This window comes from Pseudomonas sp. AMR01, from assembly GCF_041946035.1.
Lineage (GTDB): Bacteria > Pseudomonadota > Gammaproteobacteria > Pseudomonadales > Pseudomonadaceae > Aquipseudomonas > Aquipseudomonas antarctica_B.
In genome coordinates this window covers 75811-93911 of the sequence record NZ_JAUTYR010000005.1, presented here as the reverse complement: position 1 = coordinate 93911, position 18101 = coordinate 75811, and the positions used below count along the sequence as shown (strand labels likewise).

18 protein-coding genes are annotated in these 18101 nt (G+C 60.0%); 9 read left to right on the top strand and 9 right to left on the bottom strand.

The features are described from left to right. The first annotated feature begins 136 nt into the window (after positions 1–136). The 3 genes from Q7C20_RS07000 to Q7C20_RS06990 all read left to right on the top strand — a co-directional run bounded on the left by Q7C20_RS07000 (position 137) and on the right by Q7C20_RS06990 (position 2237). On the top strand, positions 137–802 hold the full coding sequence (locus Q7C20_RS07000) for a polysaccharide lyase family 7 protein (protein WP_348059760.1): 666 nt from the start codon (positions 137–139) through the stop codon (positions 800–802). A 468-nt stretch (positions 803–1270) separates the two neighbouring features. Beyond that, entirely contained in the window at positions 1271–1564 is a 294-nt protein-coding gene (locus Q7C20_RS06995; protein ID WP_348059758.1) for a fructose-bisphosphate aldolase, read from the top strand. Between the two features lie 310 nt (positions 1565–1874). Beyond that, positions 1875–2237, top strand: coding sequence for a hypothetical protein (locus Q7C20_RS06990; RefSeq protein ID WP_375066526.1), 363 nt, complete (start codon positions 1875–1877; stop codon positions 2235–2237). 65 nt (positions 2238–2302) lie between these two features. Here the strand turns inward: Q7C20_RS06990 and fba are convergent, their stop codons facing one another. From fba to tkt, 6 genes are all read right to left on the bottom strand, one after another. Next, the gene (fba, locus tag Q7C20_RS06985; protein ID WP_003177554.1) at positions 2303–3367 is read right to left on the bottom strand and encodes a class II fructose-bisphosphate aldolase; all 1065 of its coding nucleotides are present in this window, start codon (positions 3365–3367) and stop codon (positions 2303–2305) included. Between the two features lie 297 nt (positions 3368–3664). Further along, positions 3665–4000 carry an MliC family protein gene (locus Q7C20_RS06980; RefSeq protein ID WP_375066525.1) on the bottom strand — a complete coding sequence of 112 codons (336 nt, stop codon included), beginning with the start codon at positions 3998–4000 and terminating at the stop codon, positions 3665–3667. A gap of 61 nt (positions 4001–4061) precedes the next feature. Beyond that, positions 4062–4289 (bottom strand): hypothetical protein, encoded by a 228-nt coding sequence (locus Q7C20_RS06975; protein ID WP_348059747.1) that lies wholly within the window; start codon positions 4287–4289, stop codon positions 4062–4064. A gap of 29 nt (positions 4290–4318) precedes the next feature. Beyond that, on the bottom strand, positions 4319–5482 hold the full coding sequence (locus Q7C20_RS06970; RefSeq protein ID WP_375066524.1) for a phosphoglycerate kinase: 1164 nt from the start codon (positions 5480–5482) through the stop codon (positions 4319–4321). A 26-nt stretch (positions 5483–5508) separates the two neighbouring features. Further along, positions 5509–6564: an erythrose-4-phosphate dehydrogenase gene (epd, locus tag Q7C20_RS06965; RefSeq protein ID WP_375066523.1), complete on the bottom strand. Its 1056-nt coding sequence runs from the start codon at positions 6562–6564 to the stop codon at positions 5509–5511. 159 nt (positions 6565–6723) lie between these two features. Beyond that, on the bottom strand, positions 6724–8721 hold the full coding sequence (tkt, locus tag Q7C20_RS06960; protein WP_375066522.1) for a transketolase: 1998 nt from the start codon (positions 8719–8721) through the stop codon (positions 6724–6726). Between the two features lie 259 nt (positions 8722–8980). On the opposite strand from tkt, the gene Q7C20_RS06955 reads away from it, so the two are divergent. The 4 genes from Q7C20_RS06955 (at position 8981) to Q7C20_RS06940 (ending at position 13473) form a co-directional block, all read left to right on the top strand. After that, positions 8981–9976, top strand: a complete 996-nt coding sequence (locus tag Q7C20_RS06955; RefSeq protein WP_375066521.1) for an ArsR/SmtB family transcription factor — start codon at positions 8981–8983, stop codon at positions 9974–9976. 19 nt (positions 9977–9995) lie between these two features. After that, positions 9996–11186, top strand: coding sequence for a methionine adenosyltransferase (gene metK, locus Q7C20_RS06950; protein WP_375066520.1), 1191 nt, complete (start codon positions 9996–9998; stop codon positions 11184–11186). A gap of 153 nt (positions 11187–11339) precedes the next feature. Next, positions 11340–13007: an NAD-dependent DNA ligase LigB gene (gene ligB, locus Q7C20_RS06945; RefSeq protein ID WP_375066519.1), complete on the top strand. Its 1668-nt coding sequence runs from the start codon at positions 11340–11342 to the stop codon at positions 13005–13007. A gap of 70 nt (positions 13008–13077) precedes the next feature. Then, entirely contained in the window at positions 13078–13473 is a 396-nt protein-coding gene (locus tag Q7C20_RS06940) for a DUF1090 domain-containing protein (protein ID WP_375066518.1), read from the top strand. 6 nt (positions 13474–13479) lie between these two features. Here Q7C20_RS06940 and Q7C20_RS06935 read toward each other — a convergent pair whose 3' ends face one another. Further along, positions 13480–13929 carry a c-type cytochrome gene (locus Q7C20_RS06935; protein ID WP_375066517.1) on the bottom strand — a complete coding sequence of 150 codons (450 nt, stop codon included), beginning with the start codon at positions 13927–13929 and terminating at the stop codon, positions 13480–13482. 130 nt (positions 13930–14059) lie between these two features. Here Q7C20_RS06935 and Q7C20_RS06930 point away from each other — a divergent pair, with 130 nt between their 5' ends. Next, positions 14060–15247 carry a murein transglycosylase A gene (locus tag Q7C20_RS06930; protein WP_375066516.1) on the top strand — a complete coding sequence of 396 codons (1188 nt, stop codon included), beginning with the start codon at positions 14060–14062 and terminating at the stop codon, positions 15245–15247. A 64-nt stretch (positions 15248–15311) separates the two neighbouring features. Here Q7C20_RS06930 and Q7C20_RS06925 read toward each other — a convergent pair whose 3' ends face one another. Beyond that, entirely contained in the window at positions 15312–15698 is a 387-nt protein-coding gene (locus Q7C20_RS06925) for an MAPEG family protein (protein WP_375066515.1), read from the bottom strand. A gap of 196 nt (positions 15699–15894) precedes the next feature. On the opposite strand from Q7C20_RS06925, the gene Q7C20_RS06920 reads away from it, so the two are divergent. Next, the gene (locus Q7C20_RS06920) at positions 15895–17154 is read left to right on the top strand and encodes a sodium:proton antiporter (protein WP_348061523.1); all 1260 of its coding nucleotides are present in this window, start codon (positions 15895–15897) and stop codon (positions 17152–17154) included. Here the strand turns inward: Q7C20_RS06920 and Q7C20_RS06915 are convergent. Beyond that, positions 17148–18035 (bottom strand): formate/nitrite transporter family protein, encoded by an 888-nt coding sequence (locus Q7C20_RS06915; RefSeq protein WP_375066514.1) that lies wholly within the window; start codon positions 18033–18035, stop codon positions 17148–17150. The genes Q7C20_RS06920 and Q7C20_RS06915 overlap by 7 nt on opposite strands. Positions 18036–18101 lie beyond the last annotated feature (66 nt).

Below are 18101 nucleotides of genomic sequence, written 5' to 3'. Positions count from 1 at the left end.
GGAAACATGGCTTTTTGGCATTCCGCTGACGCCAATAAATTGCCAGGCAAAGTTTAACAAGTGGTTTAACACGCACTATAAAGAACCTGTCTGGCCCACGGGCCAAAGCCTTCACCTCTGCAATAAGGCCAACGTCATGATCGACCTTTCCACCTGGAACCTGAGCATTCCTGTCGGCTCGCCGCCGGCGACCATCGACACCCCGAAGCTGATGAACGGTTTCAACGACCAGTACTTCCAGGCCGAAGGCAGCAATGTGCAATTCTGGACACCCGTGACCGGCACCCGCACCGAAAACGCTATTTACCCGCGCAGCGAATTGCGCGAAACCTATGCCGATGGCCGCCTGCGCAACTGGACCTACCCGGATGCCGACAACTTTTTGCGCGCCACCCTGACGGTGAATCAGGTGCCCTCCACGGGCAAGGTCGTGATTGGGCAGATTCACGCCTACGACAGCCAGAAGCCGTTGATCAAACTCGAGTACCAGTTCAAGGAAAAAACCCAGTCCGGCAACATCGTCGCCAAGGTGCGCATGCGCCCGGACGACGGCGAAGGCCGCGTGATCACAGTGGCGTCCAATGTGCCGCTGGAAAAAAGCTTCACCTACGTCATCAACCTCAACAAGGCCGGGCTGTTGAGCGTGTATGCCGCTGATGGTGAATGGAACGAGCGCATTGGCGCGGCGTGGGGCGCAAAGCCGTTGTATTTCAAGGCGGGGGTGTATGTGCAGGACAACAGCGGCAACAGCAAGGAAGGCGCGCGGGTAACGTTTGCGAAGCTGGACATTGATCACGAGTGAGCATCGCTCACTATCGTGTAGGTCTTATCCGAACGAACCAGAGATCAATCACTTTTTAGAACACGCCAATGATCCCTGTGGGAGCCGGGCTTGCCCGCGAGGGCGGTGTATCAGGCAACATCTTCAGTGACTGACCCGCCGCCATCGCGGGCAAGCCCGGCTCCCACAGGGGTTCTGCGTCCTACACGGCCGTTGCGACAAGCCAGATGGCCGCTTATAGTTCGCCCCGTCGCTGGCATTGAACAGCGATAGGGTTTCGCAGCCCTAACGATACGTGTGTAACCAAGCATCATGACTGCAACGATGAGCGCTTTTGCGCCCGACGTTTATCTTATGGTGGCTGTGTGTGGGAGACCTTCGGGTCTGCCGGGTTCCTCGTATCCTCGGTCTGCGAACCCGCACACAGCTACCACCCATTCGTTTCGCAGCGAACGGCGGTAGTCCTTTTAGATACGAGGAATATTTGCCATGAAGCCACAACAACCGCCCCGCCGCTTCTACCCCTGCACCGAAACCGCCACCGACTCCGCCGTACTGCTGATCGACAGCGAAGCCCCACTGCCCGACCTCCACGCCTGCCTGCGCGAGCGCCTCAACGCGGCCCTTGAACACCTCAACCTGATGGCCTGCTCCAGCCTGCCGGACTTCGCCGAGCGCGACCTAAATAACGTCGCCAACATTGCACGCATTCTGGTGCAGGACGTGAGCGACGTGTTCCGCGTGATCGAACACCGCGGTTTCGATACACCTGACGCCGCCTGATCAAATCCCGGCCACAAAAAAGCCCGCATCACTGTGGGCTTTTTAATTTCTGGATTAATACACGTCACCCGCAACCTGGCGACGTCCAACCCGCAACTATTTCAAACACCGTTGTGGACGCGGCCCAAAATTAAAAAGCCAAAAACACCCGCCTACCATTCGAAATAAATATAAGTAACTGTCATTTATAACAGGTCACACACAACAATTTACACGCTAGCCTCACAGACGAAACAGGAAAATCTTCACTGAAGAATAAACACGCTCATTCCAAAACTTAAAAACCTCGCACACAGGAACGGTGAATAATATGGGCCAGGATAATCCGAACGGAACTTACACAGGGACCGTAAATGATGCCATTGTGAGCAATGACGCCACCCTGACAATTACTTCATCAGATCCGCAGACAGGCACTATAAGTAAAGCCAGCATGGATTATTCCGGTCTCAAGTTTGAAGTTGATGGCTCTTTCATTTATGAAAACGTAATGGATGAGTCCGCTTTATCCTTAACGCTTCGAGCGCAAGCCGGCGAGCCGGCCAATGTCGTACTCAGTATTACTATGAGATCGCCCGACAGAGATTATTCCAAATTAGACGGTACCGTTAGTGTTGAGGCCGGCGGGCCAGATGCCGGCAAAGCCTACAACATTGCCCTTAAGAAAAGCTGACGCCTTTTCAAATGCAAAAAACCCGCCTTACGACGGGTTTTTTATATCGCTACAACTGTAGTTAATCAGTTGACCTTGGCGTTCAACTCACCTTTCAAGTAACGCTGGTACATCGCTTCCAGCGAGATCGGCTTGATCTTCGAAGCATTACCCGCCGTACCGAAGGCTTCATAACGCGCAATACACACGTCACGCATGGCGGTCACAGTGGCGCCGAAGAATTTACGCGGGTCAAATTCGCTCGGGTTGGTGGCCATCAGGCGACGCATCGCGCCGGTGGAGGCCAGGCGCAGGTCGGTGTCGATGTTGACCTTGCGCACGCCGTACTTGATGCCTTCAACGATTTCTTCAACCGGCACGCCGTAGGTTTCTTTGATGTCGCCGCCGTACTGGTTGATGATCGCCAGCCACTCTTGAGGCACCGAGGAAGAACCGTGCATCACCAGGTGGGTGTTCGGGATGCGCTTGTGGATTTCCTTGATGCGGTCGATGGCCAGCACGTCGCCGGTCGGCGGCTTGGTGAACTTGTAGGCGCCGTGGCTGGTGCCGATGGCGATGGCCAGGGCGTCGACCTGGGTCTTTTTCACGAAGTCGGCGGCTTCTTCCGGGTCGGTCAGCATTTGGCTGTGATCCAGCACGCCTTCGGCGCCGATGCCGTCTTCTTCGCCGGCCATGCCGGTTTCCAGGGAACCCAGGCAGCCCAGCTCGCCTTCAACCGACACGCCGCAGGCGTGAGCCATGGCCACGGTTTGTTGGGTGACGCGTACGTTGTATTCGTAGTCGGTTGGGGTTTTGCCGTCTTCGCCGAGGGAGCCGTCCATCATCACCGAGCTGAAGCCCAGTTGAATGGAGCGCTGGCACACGTCAGGGCTGGTGCCGTGGTCCTGGTGCATGCACACCGGGATGTGCGGGAATTCTTCGATCGCAGCGAGGATCAGGTGACGCAGGAACGGCGCGCCGGCGTATTTGCGGGCACCGGCCGAAGCCTGCACGATCACTGGGGAGTCGGTCTTGTCAGCGGCTTCCATGATGGCGCGCATCTGCTCAAGGTTGTTGACGTTAAAGGCTGGAACGCCGTAGCCGAACTCGGCTGCGTGGTCCAGCATTTGACGCATGCTGATAAGTGCCATTGTGTTGTCTCTCCCGGTAGAGGGTCGTTAATCGTGCAAGCCTGCCGTAGCGGCGGCTGCTATTCAAGTTATTGCAGATCAAGAAGTTAAGGCTTGAGCTGCTGAATCGTTATTGCTGACTCAAATCCCTGTTTGGAACCGAATCATGTGGGAGCTGGCTTGCTGTGGCGAGGGAGCTTGCTCCCGCTGGAGTGCGAAGCGCTCCCAAGATCTTGGGGCCGCTGCGCAGCCCAGCGAGAGCAAGCTCCCTCGCCACACAAGCCTGCTCCCACATTGGATCTCATCAAATTTGAGATCTTATTGGGCTTTACAACCGCGCCCAATCAAATCATCTGTGGCGACCCAGTAAACCAGGCCTTCCTCACCTTTTGTGTGAAACGCCAACTGGCCGTCGCTGTACAGCACGCCCGAGGCGGCAACGTCTTGTTTGAGGCGATACATCTGATCGGAACCGCCGAGGCGTACATCTACCTCGTTGCGGGCCGCATTGGCAAAGCGCCAGTTGACCTCGGCCTTGCTGTCGCAGGTCCAGGTGGTCCACTTGTCGGCAGGCTCTGCCTTGTTGCTGAACATGTTCATGCTGCTGCAACCGGCCAACAAGGCCAGGGCTGCCAGGGCGAAAACGCCTTTCATTGCCAATCCTCGAACGACGGCCCAGGGGCCGCCACTGCTGTCGGTTAGTTGATCAGACCCATCAAGGGCAACCCTGTTCCTGACCGTTGGGCGCGGCGTCGTATTCCTCGAGCCGCTCGTTGCCGATGCGCTTGTTGATCACCGGCATGGTCTCGGCCTGCCAGTCAGCCTGGTAGCAGCTTTTTTTCTGCGAAGGCCCGGGCTTTTCAGCTTCGGGTACCGCGCGTGGCGTGCTGCCGCAGCCGGCCAACAGGCCCGCTGCGATCACCAGTACCAACGACTTGATCATGGGAATGCTCCTTTTCCGGATCACGAGCCTTAGCCTTTGGCTCGGGTTTCCAGGACTTCAACGGCTGGCAGGACTTTGCCCTCGACGAATTCGAGGAATGCGCCGCCACCGGTAGAAATGTAGGAGATCTGGTCAGCAACGCCATATTTATCGATGGCCGCCAGAGTGTCGCCGCCGCCGGCGATGGAGAAAGCCGAGCTTTCGGCGATAGCTTTGGCCAGCACTTTGGTACCGTTGCCGAACTGGTCGAACTCAAATACGCCGACCGGGCCGTTCCACAGGATGGTCTTGGACGACTTCAGCAGTTCGGCGAAGTTGGCCGCGGTTTGCGGGCCGATGTCCAGGATCATGTCGTCGTCGGCCACGTCAGCAATCAGCTTGACGGTGGCTTCAGCGCTTTCAGCGAATTCCTTGGCAACTACCACGTCCACCGGCAATGGCACGCTGACCTTGGCGGCGATGGCGCGGGCGGTGTCGAGCAGGTCCGGCTCAAACAGGGACTTGCCCACCGGGTGGCCGGCTGCGGCCAGGAACGTGTTGGCGATGCCGCCGCCGACGATCAACTGGTTGCAGATGGCGCTCAGGCTGTTGAGCACGTCGAGCTTGGTGGAGACTTTGGAGCCGGCGACGATGGCAGCCATCGGTTGCGCCGGAGCGCCCAGCGCCTTGCCGAGTGCATCCAGTTCAGCTGCCAACAGTGGGCCAGCCGCTGCAACCTTGGCGAACTTGGCCACGCCATGGGTCGAACCTTCGGCGCGGTGTGCGGTGCCGAAAGCGTCCATCACGAACACGTCGCACAGGGCCGCGTATTGCTGGGCCAGTTCGTCGCTGTTCTTTTTCTCGCCCTTGTTGAAGCGCACGTTCTCGAACAACACGATGTCGCCCGGCTTGACGTCAACGCCGCCCAGGTAGTCAGCCACCAACGGCACGTCGCGGCCCAAAGCCTTGCTCAGGTAGTCGGCGACAGGCTTGAGGCTGTTTTCGGCGGAGAACTCACCTTCGGTCGGGCGACCCAAGTGGGAGCAGACCATCACGGCCGCGCCTTTTTCCAGGGCCAGCTTGATGGTCGGCAGCGAGGCCAGGATTCGCGCATCGCTGGTGACAACACCGTCCTTGACTGGGACGTTGAGGTCTTCGCGAATCAGTACGCGCTTACCTTGCAGATCGAGGTCGGTCATCTTCAACACGGTCATGGGTCGCAGTTCCTGAATTGACTTATTTAAAGGGCAGATTTGGATGAGGCGATGTGCAGATAGTGCTCTGCCACGTCGAGCATGCGGTTGGCAAAACCCCATTCGTTGTCGAACCACGCCAGGATGTTCACCAGCCGTGGGCCGGAAACGCGGGTCTGGCTGGCATCGACAATCGCCGAATGCGGGTCGTGATTGAAATCACAACTGGCGTGGGGCAACTCGGTGTAGGCCAACAGGCCTTTGAGCGGGCCGCTGGTGGCGGCGTCGCGCAAGATCCGGTTGACCTCAGTCGCGTCGGTGTCGCTGACGGTTTGCATGGTGATGTCCAGGCAGGACACGTTCACCGTGGGCACCCGTACGGCTTTGGCTTGAATTCGCCCGGCAAGTTCCGGTAACAATCTTTCGATGCCCCGGGCCAGGCCGGTGGACACCGGAATCACTGACTGGAACGCCGAGCGCGTGCGGCGCAGGTCTTCATGGTGATAAGCATCGATCACCGGCTGGTCGTTCATGGCCGAGTGAATCGTGGTGATCGACACGTAATCCAGGCCGATCGCCTGATCCAGCAGGCGCAACAGCGGCACGCTGCAGTTGGTGGTGCAGGACGCGTTGGACACCAGCAGCTCATCGCCGGTCAGGCAATCCTGGTTGATGCCGTAGACGATGGTGGCGTCGACATCCGCCTCGCTGGCCATCGGCTGGGAAAACAGCACACGCGGCGCGCCGGCGTCGAGAAAACGCTGGCCATCGGCACGGGTGTGATAGACACCGGAACATTCCAGCACCAGGTCGACGCCCAGTGCTTGCCAGTCGATGCCTTCGGGGGTAGCACTGCGCAAGACCTGCACGCAGTTGCCATTAATGTGCAGACAGTCGTCTTCAACCCGCACTTCGCCGGGGAAGCGGCCGTGGGTGGAGTCAAAGCGTGTCAGGTATTCGATGCTGGCCATGTCGGCCAAATCATTGATCGCCACAATTTCAAACCCGGCCGCCGCCCCTCGCTCGAACAGCGCACGCAAGACGCAACGACCGATGCGGCCGTAGCCGTTGAGTGCAACTTTGTAGGGACGCGGTTGAGGCATGGGGTTCTCGATTACCTTGGGTAATGGGGTGAATGTGCCGCCGCCTTCGCGAGCAAGCCCGCTCCCACATTCTGACCGCATTCTCATGCTGGAACTCGGTCAAGTGTGGGAGCGGGCTTGCTCGCGAAGAGGCCAGTCCAGCCACCCCAATTTACAGCCTTAGTCTTCCAGCAGCTCTTCAGCCTGACCCAGGATGTTTTCCAGGGTGAAACCGAACTCTTCGAACAAGGCTGGCGCCGGCGCCGACTCACCGTAGGTGGTCATGCCGATCACGCGGCCTTCCAGGCCCACGTACTTGTACCAGTAGTCGGCGTGAGCCGCTTCAATGGCGATACGCGCGCTGACCTGCAACGGCAGCACCGACTGCTTGTAGCCGGCGTCCTGGGCTTCGAACACGCTGGTGCACGGGATCGACACCACACGGACCTTGCGGCCTTGCTCGGTCAGCTTGTCGTATGCCTGAACGGTCAGGCCGACTTCGGAACCGGTGGAGATCAGGATCAGTTCCGGCTCGCCTTCGCAGTCCTTGAGCACATAACCGCCACGGCTGATGTCGGCGATCTGCGCGTCGGTACGCACTTGGTGCTGCAGGTTCTGACGCGAGAAGATCAGCGCCGAAGGGCCGTCCTTGCGCTCGATGGCGTGCTTCCAGGCCACGGCGGATTCCACCGCGTCGGCTGGGCGCCAGCAATCCAGGTTCGGTGTGGTACGCAGGCTGGTCAGTTGCTCGACCGGCTGGTGCGTCGGGCCGTCTTCGCCCAGGCCGATGGAGTCGTGGGTGTACACATGGATCACACGCTTCTTCATCAGCGCAGCCATACGTACCGCGTTACGTGCGTATTCCATGAACATCAGGAAGGTTGCGCCATAAGGCACCAGGCCGCCGTGCAGGGACACGCCGTTCATGATGGCGCTCATGCCGAACTCGCGCACGCCGTAGTACATGTAGTTGCCGCTGGCGTCTTCTGCCGACACACCTTTGCAACCTTTCCACAGGGTCAGGTTGGAACCGGCCAGGTCAGCCGAACCGCCAAGAAACTCAGGCAGCAATGGGCCAAAGGCGTTCAGGGTGTTCTGGCTGGCTTTACGGCTGGCGATGGTTTCGCCCTTGGCGGCGACTTCGGCGATGTAGGCCGAGGCTTTTTCCGAGAAGTCGGCAGGCAGGTCACCGGCCAGGCGGCGCACCAGCTCGTTGGCCAACGCTGGGAATTCAGCGGAGTAGGCAGCAAACCGCTGGTCCCACTCGGCTTCAGCGGCCAGGCCTTTTTCCTTGGCGTTCCACTCGGCGTAGATGTCAGCCGGGATGTCGAAGGGGCCGTGGTTCCACTTCAGTGCTTCGCGGGTCAGGGCGATTTCCGCGTCACCCAATGGGGCGCCGTGGCAGTCTTCTTTACCTTGCTTGTTCGGCGAGCCGAAACCGATGGTGGTCTTGCAGCAGATCAGCGTCGGCTGCTCGCTCTTGCGCGCGGTTTCGATGGCGATCTTGATTTCTTCCGGGTCGTGACCGTCGACGTTGCGGATCACCTGCCAGTTGTAGGCTTCGAAACGCTTCGGGGTGTCATCGGTGAACCAGCCTTCGACTTCGCCGTCGATGGAAATGCCGTTGTCATCGTAGAAGGCAATCAGCTTGCCCAGGCACAGAGTACCGGCCAGGGACGACACTTCGTGGGAAATGCCTTCCATCATGCAGCCATCACCCAGGAACACGTAGGTGTGGTGGTCGACAATGTTGTGGCCTGGACGGTTGAACTGCGCCGCCAAAACTTTTTCAGCGAGGGCGAAACCAACGGCGTTGGCCAGGCCTTGGCCCAGGGGACCGGTGGTGGTCTCGACGCCTGGGGTGTAGCCGAATTCCGGGTGGCCCGGGGTGCGGCTGTGCAGCTGGCGGAAGCTCTTGAGGTCATCAATGGTGACGTCGTAGCCGGTCAGGTGCAGCAGCGAGTAGATCAGCATCGAGCCGTGGCCGTTGGACAGCACGAAGCGGTCACGGTCGGCGAACGATGGGTTGCTCGGGTTGTGTTTCAGGTAGTCACGCCAAAGTACCTCGGCGATATCCGCCATGCCCATCGGGGCACCGGGATGGCCGCTGTTGGCTTTTTGCACGGCATCCATGCTGAGGGCACGAATGGCGTTGGCACGCTCACGACGGCTGGGCATCGCTGATCTCCTGGAGGTTGAATAAAAGAAACGGAAAAAAGGACCGGCATTTTCCCTCAGCCACCGCCTGCGGGCAATGACAGATAGTCACTTGGGGGTGTTTTTACTGCCGTTTGCAGCGTAACGCCTTGCAGAAAGGGCCTGCCGGTTCGTTCAAAGGTAATAGCGGCTGCTTATAACCGCCACTTATCGATCAATATCAAAACTTTTTGATATTGCCCTTGCGGGGATTTCCACCCGTCTCTAGACTGCTGGCCTTATGAACTTAACCGTGCCCTCCCTGCGTCCCGACGACGGCGATGAACTGGCAGCCTTATGCAAGGCCGCTGGCGATCCGTTGCGTTTGAACGTGTTGCGCGCACTGGCCAACGATTCGTTCGGTGTACTGGAGCTGGCGCGGATCTTCGCCATCGGCCAGTCCGGCATGAGCCACCACTTGAAGGTATTGGCCCAGGCCGACCTGGTTGCCACACGCCGCGAAGGCAATGCGATTTTTTACCGCCGCGCCCTGCCCCACACCGAATTGCTCGGCGGCAAGCTGCATGCCGCCCTGCTTGAAGAAGTGGACAGCCTGAGCCTGCCGAGTGACGTGCAGTCGCGTATCGCACAGGTTCACGGGCAACGCGCCGCCGCCAGCCAGGACTTTTTCTCACGGGTGGCCGAGAAGTTTCGCGCCCAACAGGACCTGATTGCCGGCCTGGCCCAATACCGCGAAAGCGTACTGGCGCTGCTGGACAAGCTGAGCTTCAGTGATGAAGCGACGGCGCTGGAAGTCGGCCCCGGCGACGGCGGCTTTCTGCCGGAACTGGCGCGCCGTTTTCAACAGGTCACGGCACTCGACAACAGCCCGGCGATGCTCGAACTGGCGCGCCAGCTCTGCGAGCGCGAGGCACTGGGCAACGTCAACCTGCAATTGGCCGACGCCCTGAATGACACCAGCCTGCGGGCCGATTGCGTGGTGCTGAACATGGTCTTGCACCATTTTGCCGCCCCCGCCGACGCCCTCAAGCAGATGGCCGGGTTGCTGCACCCCGGCGGTAGCCTGCTGGTTACGGATTTATGCAGCCACAACCAGAATTGGGCCAGGGAGGCCTGCGGTGATCTCTGGTTGGGTTTTGAACAGGACGATCTGGCCCGTTGGGCCACCGCTGCGGGACTCGTTCCCGGGGAAAGCCTCTATGTAGGTTTACGTAATGGTTTCCAGATTCAGGTCCGCCATTTTCAGCGGCCGGCTGGCGACACTCACCATCGGTAAATATCAGGAAAACATCGAGATGAGCGAATACTCCCTTTTCACCTCCGAGTCCGTGTCTGAAGGGCATCCGGACAAAATCGCCGACCAGATTTCTGACGCGGTGCTGGACGCCATCATTGCTGAAGACAAGTTCGCCCGTGTGGCGTGCGAGACTCTGGTGAAAACGGGCGTGGCGATCATCGCCGGCGAAGTCACCACGTCTGCCTGGGTCGACCTGGAGCAGATCGTTCGTGATGTGATCACCAACATCGGCTACAGCAGCTCAGACGTGGGCTTCGACGGTGCGACCTGTGCCGTGATGAACATCATCGGCAAGCAGTCCCCCGACATCAACCAGGGCGTTGACCGCGCCAAGCCTGAAGATCAGGGCGCAGGCGACCAGGGCCTGATGTTTGGCTACGCCAGCAATGAAACCGAAGTGCTGATGCCAGCGCCTATCACCTTCTCCCACCAGTTGGTGAAGCGCCAGGCCGAAGCCCGTAAATCCGGCCTGCTGCCGTGGTTGCGCCCGGACGCCAAGTCCCAAGTGACTTGCCGCTATGAAGGCGGCAAAGTCGTCGGCATCGACGCTGTTGTTCTGTCGACTCAGCACAACCCGGACGTGTCCTACAACGACCTGCGCGAAGGCGTGATGGAGCTGATCGTCAAGCACGTGCTGCCTGCCGAACTGCTGACCAAAGACACTCAGTTCCACATCAACCCGACCGGCCAGTTCATCATTGGTGGCCCGGTAGGCGACTGCGGCCTGACCGGTCGCAAGATTATCGTCGACAGCTACGGCGGCATGGCCCGTCACGGCGGTGGCGCGTTCTCGGGTAAAGACCCATCCAAGGTTGACCGCTCGGCGGCTTACGCCGGTCGTTATGTGGCCAAGAACATCGTCGCTGCCGGCCTGGCCGAGCGCTGCGAGATTCAGGTTTCCTACGCCATTGGTGTGGCCCAGCCTACGTCGATCTCGCTGAATACCTTCGGCACCGGCAAGATCAGCGATGACAAGATCGTCAAGCTGGTGCGTGAGATTTTCGACCTGCGCCCGTACGCCATCACCACCATGCTCGACCTGTTGCACCCGATGTACCAGGAAACCGCAGCCTACGGCCACTTCGGTCGTACCCCTGCGCAGAAGACTGTCGGCGACGACACCTTCACCACGTTCACCTGGGAAAAAACCGACCGAGCCAACGACCTGCGCACCGCCGCCGGCCTGTAATCGCTCACGGTACACACAGCCCCGCCGGGTTCGCCCGGCGGGGCTTTTTATTGGCCGTTACAGAAATCAGCTAACAATTTCGCCGTGCCACCAGGCTGTTTTGGGAGTGAGCGGATGACTTAGGCTGGGCACCCTTTTCGAGCAAGGATGCTCATGATGCGTTTACTGATAATTCTTTTACTCAGCGCCCTGCCCTTCCTGGCATGGGCCGAAGCGTGCCCCGACGACGCCCGGTCACAGGTCGGCGCCCTGGCCAAACAGATCAGCGAGTGGGATGACAGCTACCACCGGCTCGGCCAATCGCCGGTCAGTGATGAGCTTTACGACCAGGCTCGCCAGCGCCTTGCCCGCTGGCGCAAATGCGCGCCTGACCTCACTCGGGAAGCTGACACGCCCCTGAAGAGCTCACGCGGCACACTGCGGCACCCGGTCGCTCATACCGGCCTGGACAAACTGCCGGATGAGCCGGCGGTTAGCGATTGGCTTGGCACACGCCAACAGGTGTGGATTCAGCCCAAGGTCGACGGCGTTGCGGTGACGCTGGTCTATCGCCAAGGCCGGTTGAGCCAGGTCATCAGCCGAGGCGACGGCTTGCTCGGCCAGGACTGGTCAACTGCCGCGCGCACGCTTCCCGGCATCGTCCAGCAATTGCCGGACCCCATCGACCTGGTGCTGCAAGGCGAACTCTACTGGCGCCTGCCCGATCATGTGCAATCCACACGCGGCGGGCTGAGTGCCCGGGGCAAAGTAGCCGGGCTGATGAACCGCCGACAACCATTGAGCGACGCCGAGTGTGCCGGGATCGGCTTATTCGTCTGGGCCTGGCCCGACGGCACGGCAGACTTCAGTGAACGCCTGGCCACCCTGGCACGCCTGGGCTTCAGCGACACGGGGCGTTACAGCCAACCCGTTCAGACCATCGCCGAGGCCGCGCACTGGCGCACTTACTGGTACAACCACCCATTGCCTTTCGCCAGCGATGGCGTGGTGTTGCACCAGGCGGCGCGAGCGCCCGCCAAACGCTGGCAGGCCAGCGACGCTTACTGGGCAGTCGCCTGGAAATACCCGGCGGCCAAAGCACTGGCACTGGTGCGAGCGGTGAATTTCAAGATCGGCCGCACCGGGCGCATCACGCCCATCCTGGAGCTGGAACCGGTGCGGCTCGATGACCGGCAGATCAGCCGCGTCAGCGTTGGCTCGCTGAAACGCTGGCAGAGGCTGGATATACGCCCCGGCGATCAGGTGTCCATCAGCCTTGCCGGCCAGGTCATTCCGCGGCTGGAGCGGGTGATTCTGCGCAACGAAACCAGGGTGCAGGTGCCCGTGCCCGATGCCGCGGATTATCACGCCCTGAGTTGCTGGCAACTGGACCCCGGCTGCGAGGAGCAATTGCTCGCTCGCCTCGCCTGGCTCAGTGGCAACCAGGGCCTGGCCATGCCGCACATGGGGCGCGAGACCTGGAACGTATTGATCCAGGCCGGTCTAATCGCAGGCTTTCTCGATTGGTTGACCCTGGATGCGGCAGAGCTTGCTAACATTGATGGCTTCGGCGAGCGCAGCCGTGCGCGGGTGCTCGACAGCATTCAAAGTGCGCGGCAACGCCCGTTTGCACAATGGCTCAAAGCCTTGGGCGTACCGCCTGCGGCCCGCAACAACCTTGAAGGTGACTGGCAGACATTGGTCGCCAAAGACACCCAGGCCTGGCTGGCCAGTGATGGCATCGGCCCGGTTCGCGCAGCGCAACTGAGCGCTTTTTTTCGCGACCCGCACGTTCAGGCTCTGGCTGAAACATTACGTGTGGCGGGTATTGACGGTTTTTGAATCGACTCGAGCCCTTTTAACCAACGGCAGAATTCACCCTGCCATCTGATTGCGACATTTGGAGCCCTTTATGAAATTTCTCGCCCCGCTTGCCCTGTTAACCGTCGCAAGCTTTATGGCCACGCCGTTGCTGGCCGCCGAAGAAGCCCCGCAACTCAACGGCTGCGCTGCCAAGCGCCAGGCCATCAGCACCCAGATCGAACAAGCCAAGGCCCATGGCAACAGCGAACAGCAAGCGGGCCTGGAAAAAGCCCTGAGCGAAGTCACCGCCAACTGCACCGACGCATCCTTGCGCAAAGAGCGCGAGAACAAGGTGCTTGATGCCAAGCACGAGGTCAGCCGCCGTCAGGCCGACCTCGACAAGGCCATGAAAAAGGGCGACGCAGACAAGATCAACAAACGCAAAGACAAGCTTGCCCAGTCCCGCAAAGAGCTGCAGGACGCCGTAGAGGAACTCGACGAGTAAATGCGCTTAGTGGTCGCGAAACTGCTTATGGCAGGCGGTGCAGGCATCTTCAACCTTCTGCACGGCCGGCCCAAGGTTGCTGGTTTTGTAAGGCTGGACCTGGCTGGCGCTCACCAATTCACCGGTGGCCGTTTCAAGGTTTCGCGCCAACGCCTGGAAACGAGCCTGCTGCTGCCACACGTTGTCTTTGGCGCTGGTGTGATCGTCTTCGCGCACGCTCGGGAAATGCTTCCAGGGCTCATGGGACAACGCATCCAGCTTGACCGCGCCGTCGGCAAATTTTGCACCGTCGAACGGAATACGCCCACGCAACATGCCACCCAGGTCCTCGCTGGTCTTGAGCATTTGCTTGAAAATCGCCTTGCGCTGACCCAAGGGTGAATTCGGATCGACGCCACCACAGGCGGACAATATTAGGCAGGCCAGCAGAACTACGGTCAGTCTTTTAACAGTCATGTGGGTTTCAAGGTCACAGAAAATGGCGGCCAGTATCCTCGCCCCGCCTGCAAAGACCAATAGCCCTATTAATAATAAGGGTTGCCCGACGGCATCCAATGCCCGGGCAATCGCTACAGGAATTACTGGTATGAATGTCACGTTGAAACCCTGGAGCCGCCGACTGGCGTGGGCTCTACCAATGATCGCGCTGCTGGCCGGCTGCGATGGCGGCAAAGACACCGGCAAAAAAGACGACGCCGTGAAACCCCATGCTGTCGCCACCTATGTGAGTGCACCGTGGGAAGCCTTGCCAGCCGTGTCCGACAGCGATTTGCTGGCCGGGTTTGAATCCTGGCGCAGCGCCTGCCAACGCCTCAAGGCTGATCCGGTCTGGGGCGCAACCTGTGCCGCCGCCGCCACAGTGCCGGGAGACGCGCCGGCCGTTCGCGGTTTTCTCAAGGAGCGCCTGGATGTGTTCAGCCTGCGCTCGGCGGATAACACGCCGAACGGTTTGATCACCGGCTACTACGAACCGGTCTACCCCGGCAGCCTGACCGAAACCGCCACCGCCCACGTGCCGGTGTACGGCGTGCCGGATGATCTGATCATCGTCAACCTGGAAAGCATCTACCCCGAACTCAAGGGCAAACGCCTGCGTGGCCGCCTTGAAGGCCGCGTACTCAAGCCTTATGACGATGCGAGTACCATCAATGGCCAGGGCTCCACTGCCAAGCCGATTGCCTGGCTGACCGACCCGATGGACCTGCAATTCCTGCAAATCCAGGGCTCGGGGCGCATTCAACTGGCAGACGGGCGGCAACTTCGGGTTGGTTATGGCGACCAGAACGGCTACCCCTATCGCCCAATCGGCCGCTGGCTGGTTGAGCAAGGCGCACTGAAGAAAGAAGACGTGACCATGGGCGCCATCAGCGCCTGGGCCAAGGCCAACCCGCAGCGTATTCCTGAACTGTTGGCGAGTAACCCCAGCTACGTGTTCTTCAGCGCCCGCCCCGACAGCAATGAAGGCCCGCGTGGTTCGCTGAACGTGCCGCTGACGGCCGGCTACAGCGTGGCGGTGGACCGCAAGGTGATTCCGTTGGGCAGCCTGTTGTGGTTGTCGACGACCAAGCCGGATGGCTCGCCGATCACAAGGCCTGTGGCCGCCCAAGACACCGGCGGCGCGATCACCGGCGAAGTGCGCGCGGACTTGTTCTGGGGCACTGGCCAGGCAGCCGGGGAACTGGCAGGGAACATGAAGCAGCAGGGGCAGATCTGGATGCTGTGGCCCAAAGGCGCTGCGTTGCCGCAAGTGCCGGATGCACCAGCCGGAACCTGACACGCACCAAAAATCAGCTGTGGGAGCTGGCTCGCCAGCGCCCACAGAAGTGCGACGTCAGGCTTTAGATCGAGACAAAAAAGAAGCTCGCAATCAGCGCCATTCCCACCGCCCATACCAGCGACCGGAACATCGCCCAGTCCGCCAGGTAGCAAATGATGTACAGCAGGCGACTGGTGATAAACAGCACGGCCAGCACATTGATGGTCACCAGCGACGCGGTGCCGGCCAGGTGCGCAATGATCACCGCCGCCGCAAACGCCGGGGTCACTTCAAAGCTGTTGAGTTGCGCGTTGTGGGCACGCTTGGCGACGCCTTCGAGAGTATCCAGGAAGGCACGCGGGTCGTGGTTGTGCCGTGGTCCGAACTTGCCGCCGCTGAATTTCGCGACTCCCGTGCACAGATAAGGCAGAACAATTGCGATCAACACACACCAGAAAGCGACAGTCATCACTGATTCCTTTTGTCGTTTTAGTCAGACGTTAGAGTTTTAGCATCAAAAAAGCCGAGCCGCACTTACCCGCTATGAGCGGCGACGTGCCAAAAAGGTTCTATCAGGCTTTTGCCCGATACCTTGCAACATCAGGCCGCTGCTGCGGTCCATCCCCCCATCATGCTTGTTCCACCCCAACTTCCAAGGACCCCGGATGCTTGAACTTGTCGCCGCCTTCATTTGCCTCACCACCCTGCTCACGTATGTGAACTTCCGCTTTATTGGCCTGCCGCCGACCATCGGCGTGATGGTCACCGCCTTGCTGTTTTCCCTGATCCTGCAAGGCCTGAGCTTTATCGGCTACCCGGGCCTGGAAGAACGCATCCAGCAACTGATCGGCCAGATCGACTTCGGCGATTTGCTGATGAACTGGATGCTCTCGTTCCTGCTGTTTGCCGGCGCCTTGCACGTCAACCTCAGCGACCTGCGCAGCTACCGCTGGCCCATCGGCTTGCTGGCAACCTTCGGAGTATTGATCGCCACCGTGGTGATCGGCAGCCTGGCGTATTACATCTTTGCCCTGTTTGGCTGGCACGTAAGCTTCCTGTACTGCCTGCTGTTCGGCGCGCTGATCTCGCCCACCGACCCGATTGCGGTGCTGGGCGTGCTGCGAACTGCCAATGCCTCAAAACCACTGAAAACCACCATCGTCGGCGAGTCGCTGTTTAACGATGGCACCGCAGTCGTGGTGTTTACCGTGCTGCTGGGCATCGCGCAGCTGGGTGACACGCCGACCGTGGGCGCCACCGCCATGCTGTTTGTGCATGAAGCGATTGGCGGCGTAGCGTTTGGCGGGCTGATCGGTTACCTGGTGTACCTGATGATCAAGAGCATCGAACAGCACCAGATTGAAGTGATGTTGACTCTAGCCCTGGTGATCGGCGGCTCGGCAATGGCCACGGAGTTGCACGTCTCCGCGCCGATTGCGATGGTGGTGGCGGGTCTGATTATCGGCAACCTGGGCCGCAAGCTGGCGATGAACGACATGACCCGGCGCTACATGGACGGCTTTTGGGAGCTGCTCGATGACATGCTCAACGCCCTGCTGTTTGCGCTGATCGGCATGGAACTGCTGCTGTTGCCGTTTAACTGGCTGCACGTGTTTGCCGCCAGCTTGCTTGCCGTGGCTATTCTGCTCTCGCGCCTGCTGACCGTGGCCCCGGCGATCCTGCTGCTGCGCCGCTGGCGCACGGTGCCGCGTGGCACTATCCGTATTCTCACGTGGGGCGGCTTGCGCGGCGGGGTTTCAGTCGCCCTGGCCCTGGCCTTGCCGCTGGGTCCGGAGCGTGACCTTTTGCTGAGCATCACTTACATCGTGGTGCTGTCCTCAATCCTGTTGCAGGGTTTGAGCATCGGCAAGCTGGTCAAGCGCGTGACCCGGGACGAACCCCAGGCCACGCCTGAACATCACTGATCCTTTTTGACCTGCTGCGGATGCCTCGGGTCCGCAGCGTTTTTACTCGGCAGGCTGCTTTCACTGCGAATCTGCGCATGGCTGATCAATGCAAAGATAAAGCTGCCGCCTATGATGTTGCCGGCCAGGGTCGGCCCGGCGAACACCAGCCAGAAATCCCTCCACGGCAATTCGCCAGCAAACACCAGATAAGACACCTCCGCCGAACCGACGACAATGTGGGTAAAGTCCCCCAATGCCATGAGGTAGGTGATCAGGACAATGATGAACATCTTGGCGCTTTCCATGGAGGGGATCATCCACACCATGGTGGCGATCATCCAACCGGAAATAATGCCCTTGGCAAACATCTGGCCTGGGTCGTTCTCCATGATCTTGCGTCCGATCTCCAGAAAGGCCATGTCGGTCTTGGTATCGAAGATCGGCAGGTGCAGCATCACGTAGGCCACCAGCAAGGTGCCGCACAGGTTGCCCACCAGCACCACCGTCCACAGTCGCAGCAGGCGTCCGGCATTGGCCAGGGTCGGTTTGCTCATCACCGGTAGCACGGCGGTCAGGGTGTTTTCGGTGAACAGTTGCTGGCGCGCAAGGATCACCGCCAGAAAGCCTGCGCAATAGCCGAAGCTGGCGATCACCTTGAATTCCTCACCGTCCGGCAAGCGCGAGTTGAGCAACCCCATGGCCATCAGCGACAAACCCATGGTCAAGCCGGCGGCCAGCGCCGACCACCACAGGGCCGCCACATTGCGCTCCAGTTCCTGGTCGCCCTGGGTGCGGATGATTTCATGCAGTACCGCCGCGCGGGGCGGCTGGTTTTTGTCTACGTCCTGTTGCTCTTCCTGCGACAGGTTGGGGGTTTTACCGTCTTCTTGAGTAGCCATGGTCTTACCTGAACGGGGGGGCTGTGTTCAGGTACGACCTATCACCCATCAATAGCGTTCACTGGC

What these genes read in the sequence shown, in the direction of transcription:
- Q7C20_RS06935 (WP_375066517.1), bottom strand. Translation starts at nt 13,929, where the DNA reads ATGACTGTTAAAAGACTGACCGTAGTTCTGCTGGCCTGCCTAATATTG.
- fba (WP_003177554.1), bottom strand. Translation starts at nt 3,367, where the DNA reads ATGGCACTTATCAGCATGCGTCAAATGCTGGACCACGCAGCCGAGTTC.
- Q7C20_RS06940 (WP_375066518.1), top strand. Translation starts at nt 13,078, where the DNA reads ATGAAATTTCTCGCCCCGCTTGCCCTGTTAACCGTCGCAAGCTTTATG.
- Q7C20_RS06970 (WP_375066524.1), bottom strand. Translation starts at nt 5,482, where the DNA reads ATGACCGTGTTGAAGATGACCGACCTCGATCTGCAAGGTAAGCGCGTA.
- tkt (WP_375066522.1), bottom strand. Translation starts at nt 8,721, where the DNA reads ATGCCCAGCCGTCGTGAGCGTGCCAACGCCATTCGTGCCCTCAGCATG.
- Q7C20_RS06995 (WP_348059758.1), top strand. Translation starts at nt 1,271, where the DNA reads ATGAAGCCACAACAACCGCCCCGCCGCTTCTACCCCTGCACCGAAACC.
- Q7C20_RS06980 (WP_375066525.1), bottom strand. Translation starts at nt 4,000, where the DNA reads ATGAAAGGCGTTTTCGCCCTGGCAGCCCTGGCCTTGTTGGCCGGTTGC.
- Q7C20_RS06990 (WP_375066526.1), top strand. Translation starts at nt 1,875, where the DNA reads ATGGGCCAGGATAATCCGAACGGAACTTACACAGGGACCGTAAATGAT.
- Q7C20_RS06975 (WP_348059747.1), bottom strand. Translation starts at nt 4,289, where the DNA reads ATGATCAAGTCGTTGGTACTGGTGATCGCAGCGGGCCTGTTGGCCGGC.
- Q7C20_RS06955 (WP_375066521.1), top strand. Translation starts at nt 8,981, where the DNA reads ATGAACTTAACCGTGCCCTCCCTGCGTCCCGACGACGGCGATGAACTG.
- epd (WP_375066523.1), bottom strand. Translation starts at nt 6,564, where the DNA reads ATGCCTCAACCGCGTCCCTACAAAGTTGCACTCAACGGCTACGGCCGC.
- ligB (WP_375066519.1), top strand. Translation starts at nt 11,340, where the DNA reads ATGATGCGTTTACTGATAATTCTTTTACTCAGCGCCCTGCCCTTCCTG.
- Q7C20_RS06930 (WP_375066516.1), top strand. Translation starts at nt 14,060, where the DNA reads ATGAATGTCACGTTGAAACCCTGGAGCCGCCGACTGGCGTGGGCTCTA.
- Q7C20_RS06915 (WP_375066514.1), bottom strand. Translation starts at nt 18,035, where the DNA reads ATGGCTACTCAAGAAGACGGTAAAACCCCCAACCTGTCGCAGGAAGAG.
- Q7C20_RS06925 (WP_375066515.1), bottom strand. Translation starts at nt 15,698, where the DNA reads ATGACTGTCGCTTTCTGGTGTGTGTTGATCGCAATTGTTCTGCCTTAT.
- metK (WP_375066520.1), top strand. Translation starts at nt 9,996, where the DNA reads ATGAGCGAATACTCCCTTTTCACCTCCGAGTCCGTGTCTGAAGGGCAT.
- Q7C20_RS07000 (WP_348059760.1), top strand. Translation starts at nt 137, where the DNA reads ATGATCGACCTTTCCACCTGGAACCTGAGCATTCCTGTCGGCTCGCCG.
- Q7C20_RS06920 (WP_348061523.1), top strand. Translation starts at nt 15,895, where the DNA reads ATGCTTGAACTTGTCGCCGCCTTCATTTGCCTCACCACCCTGCTCACG.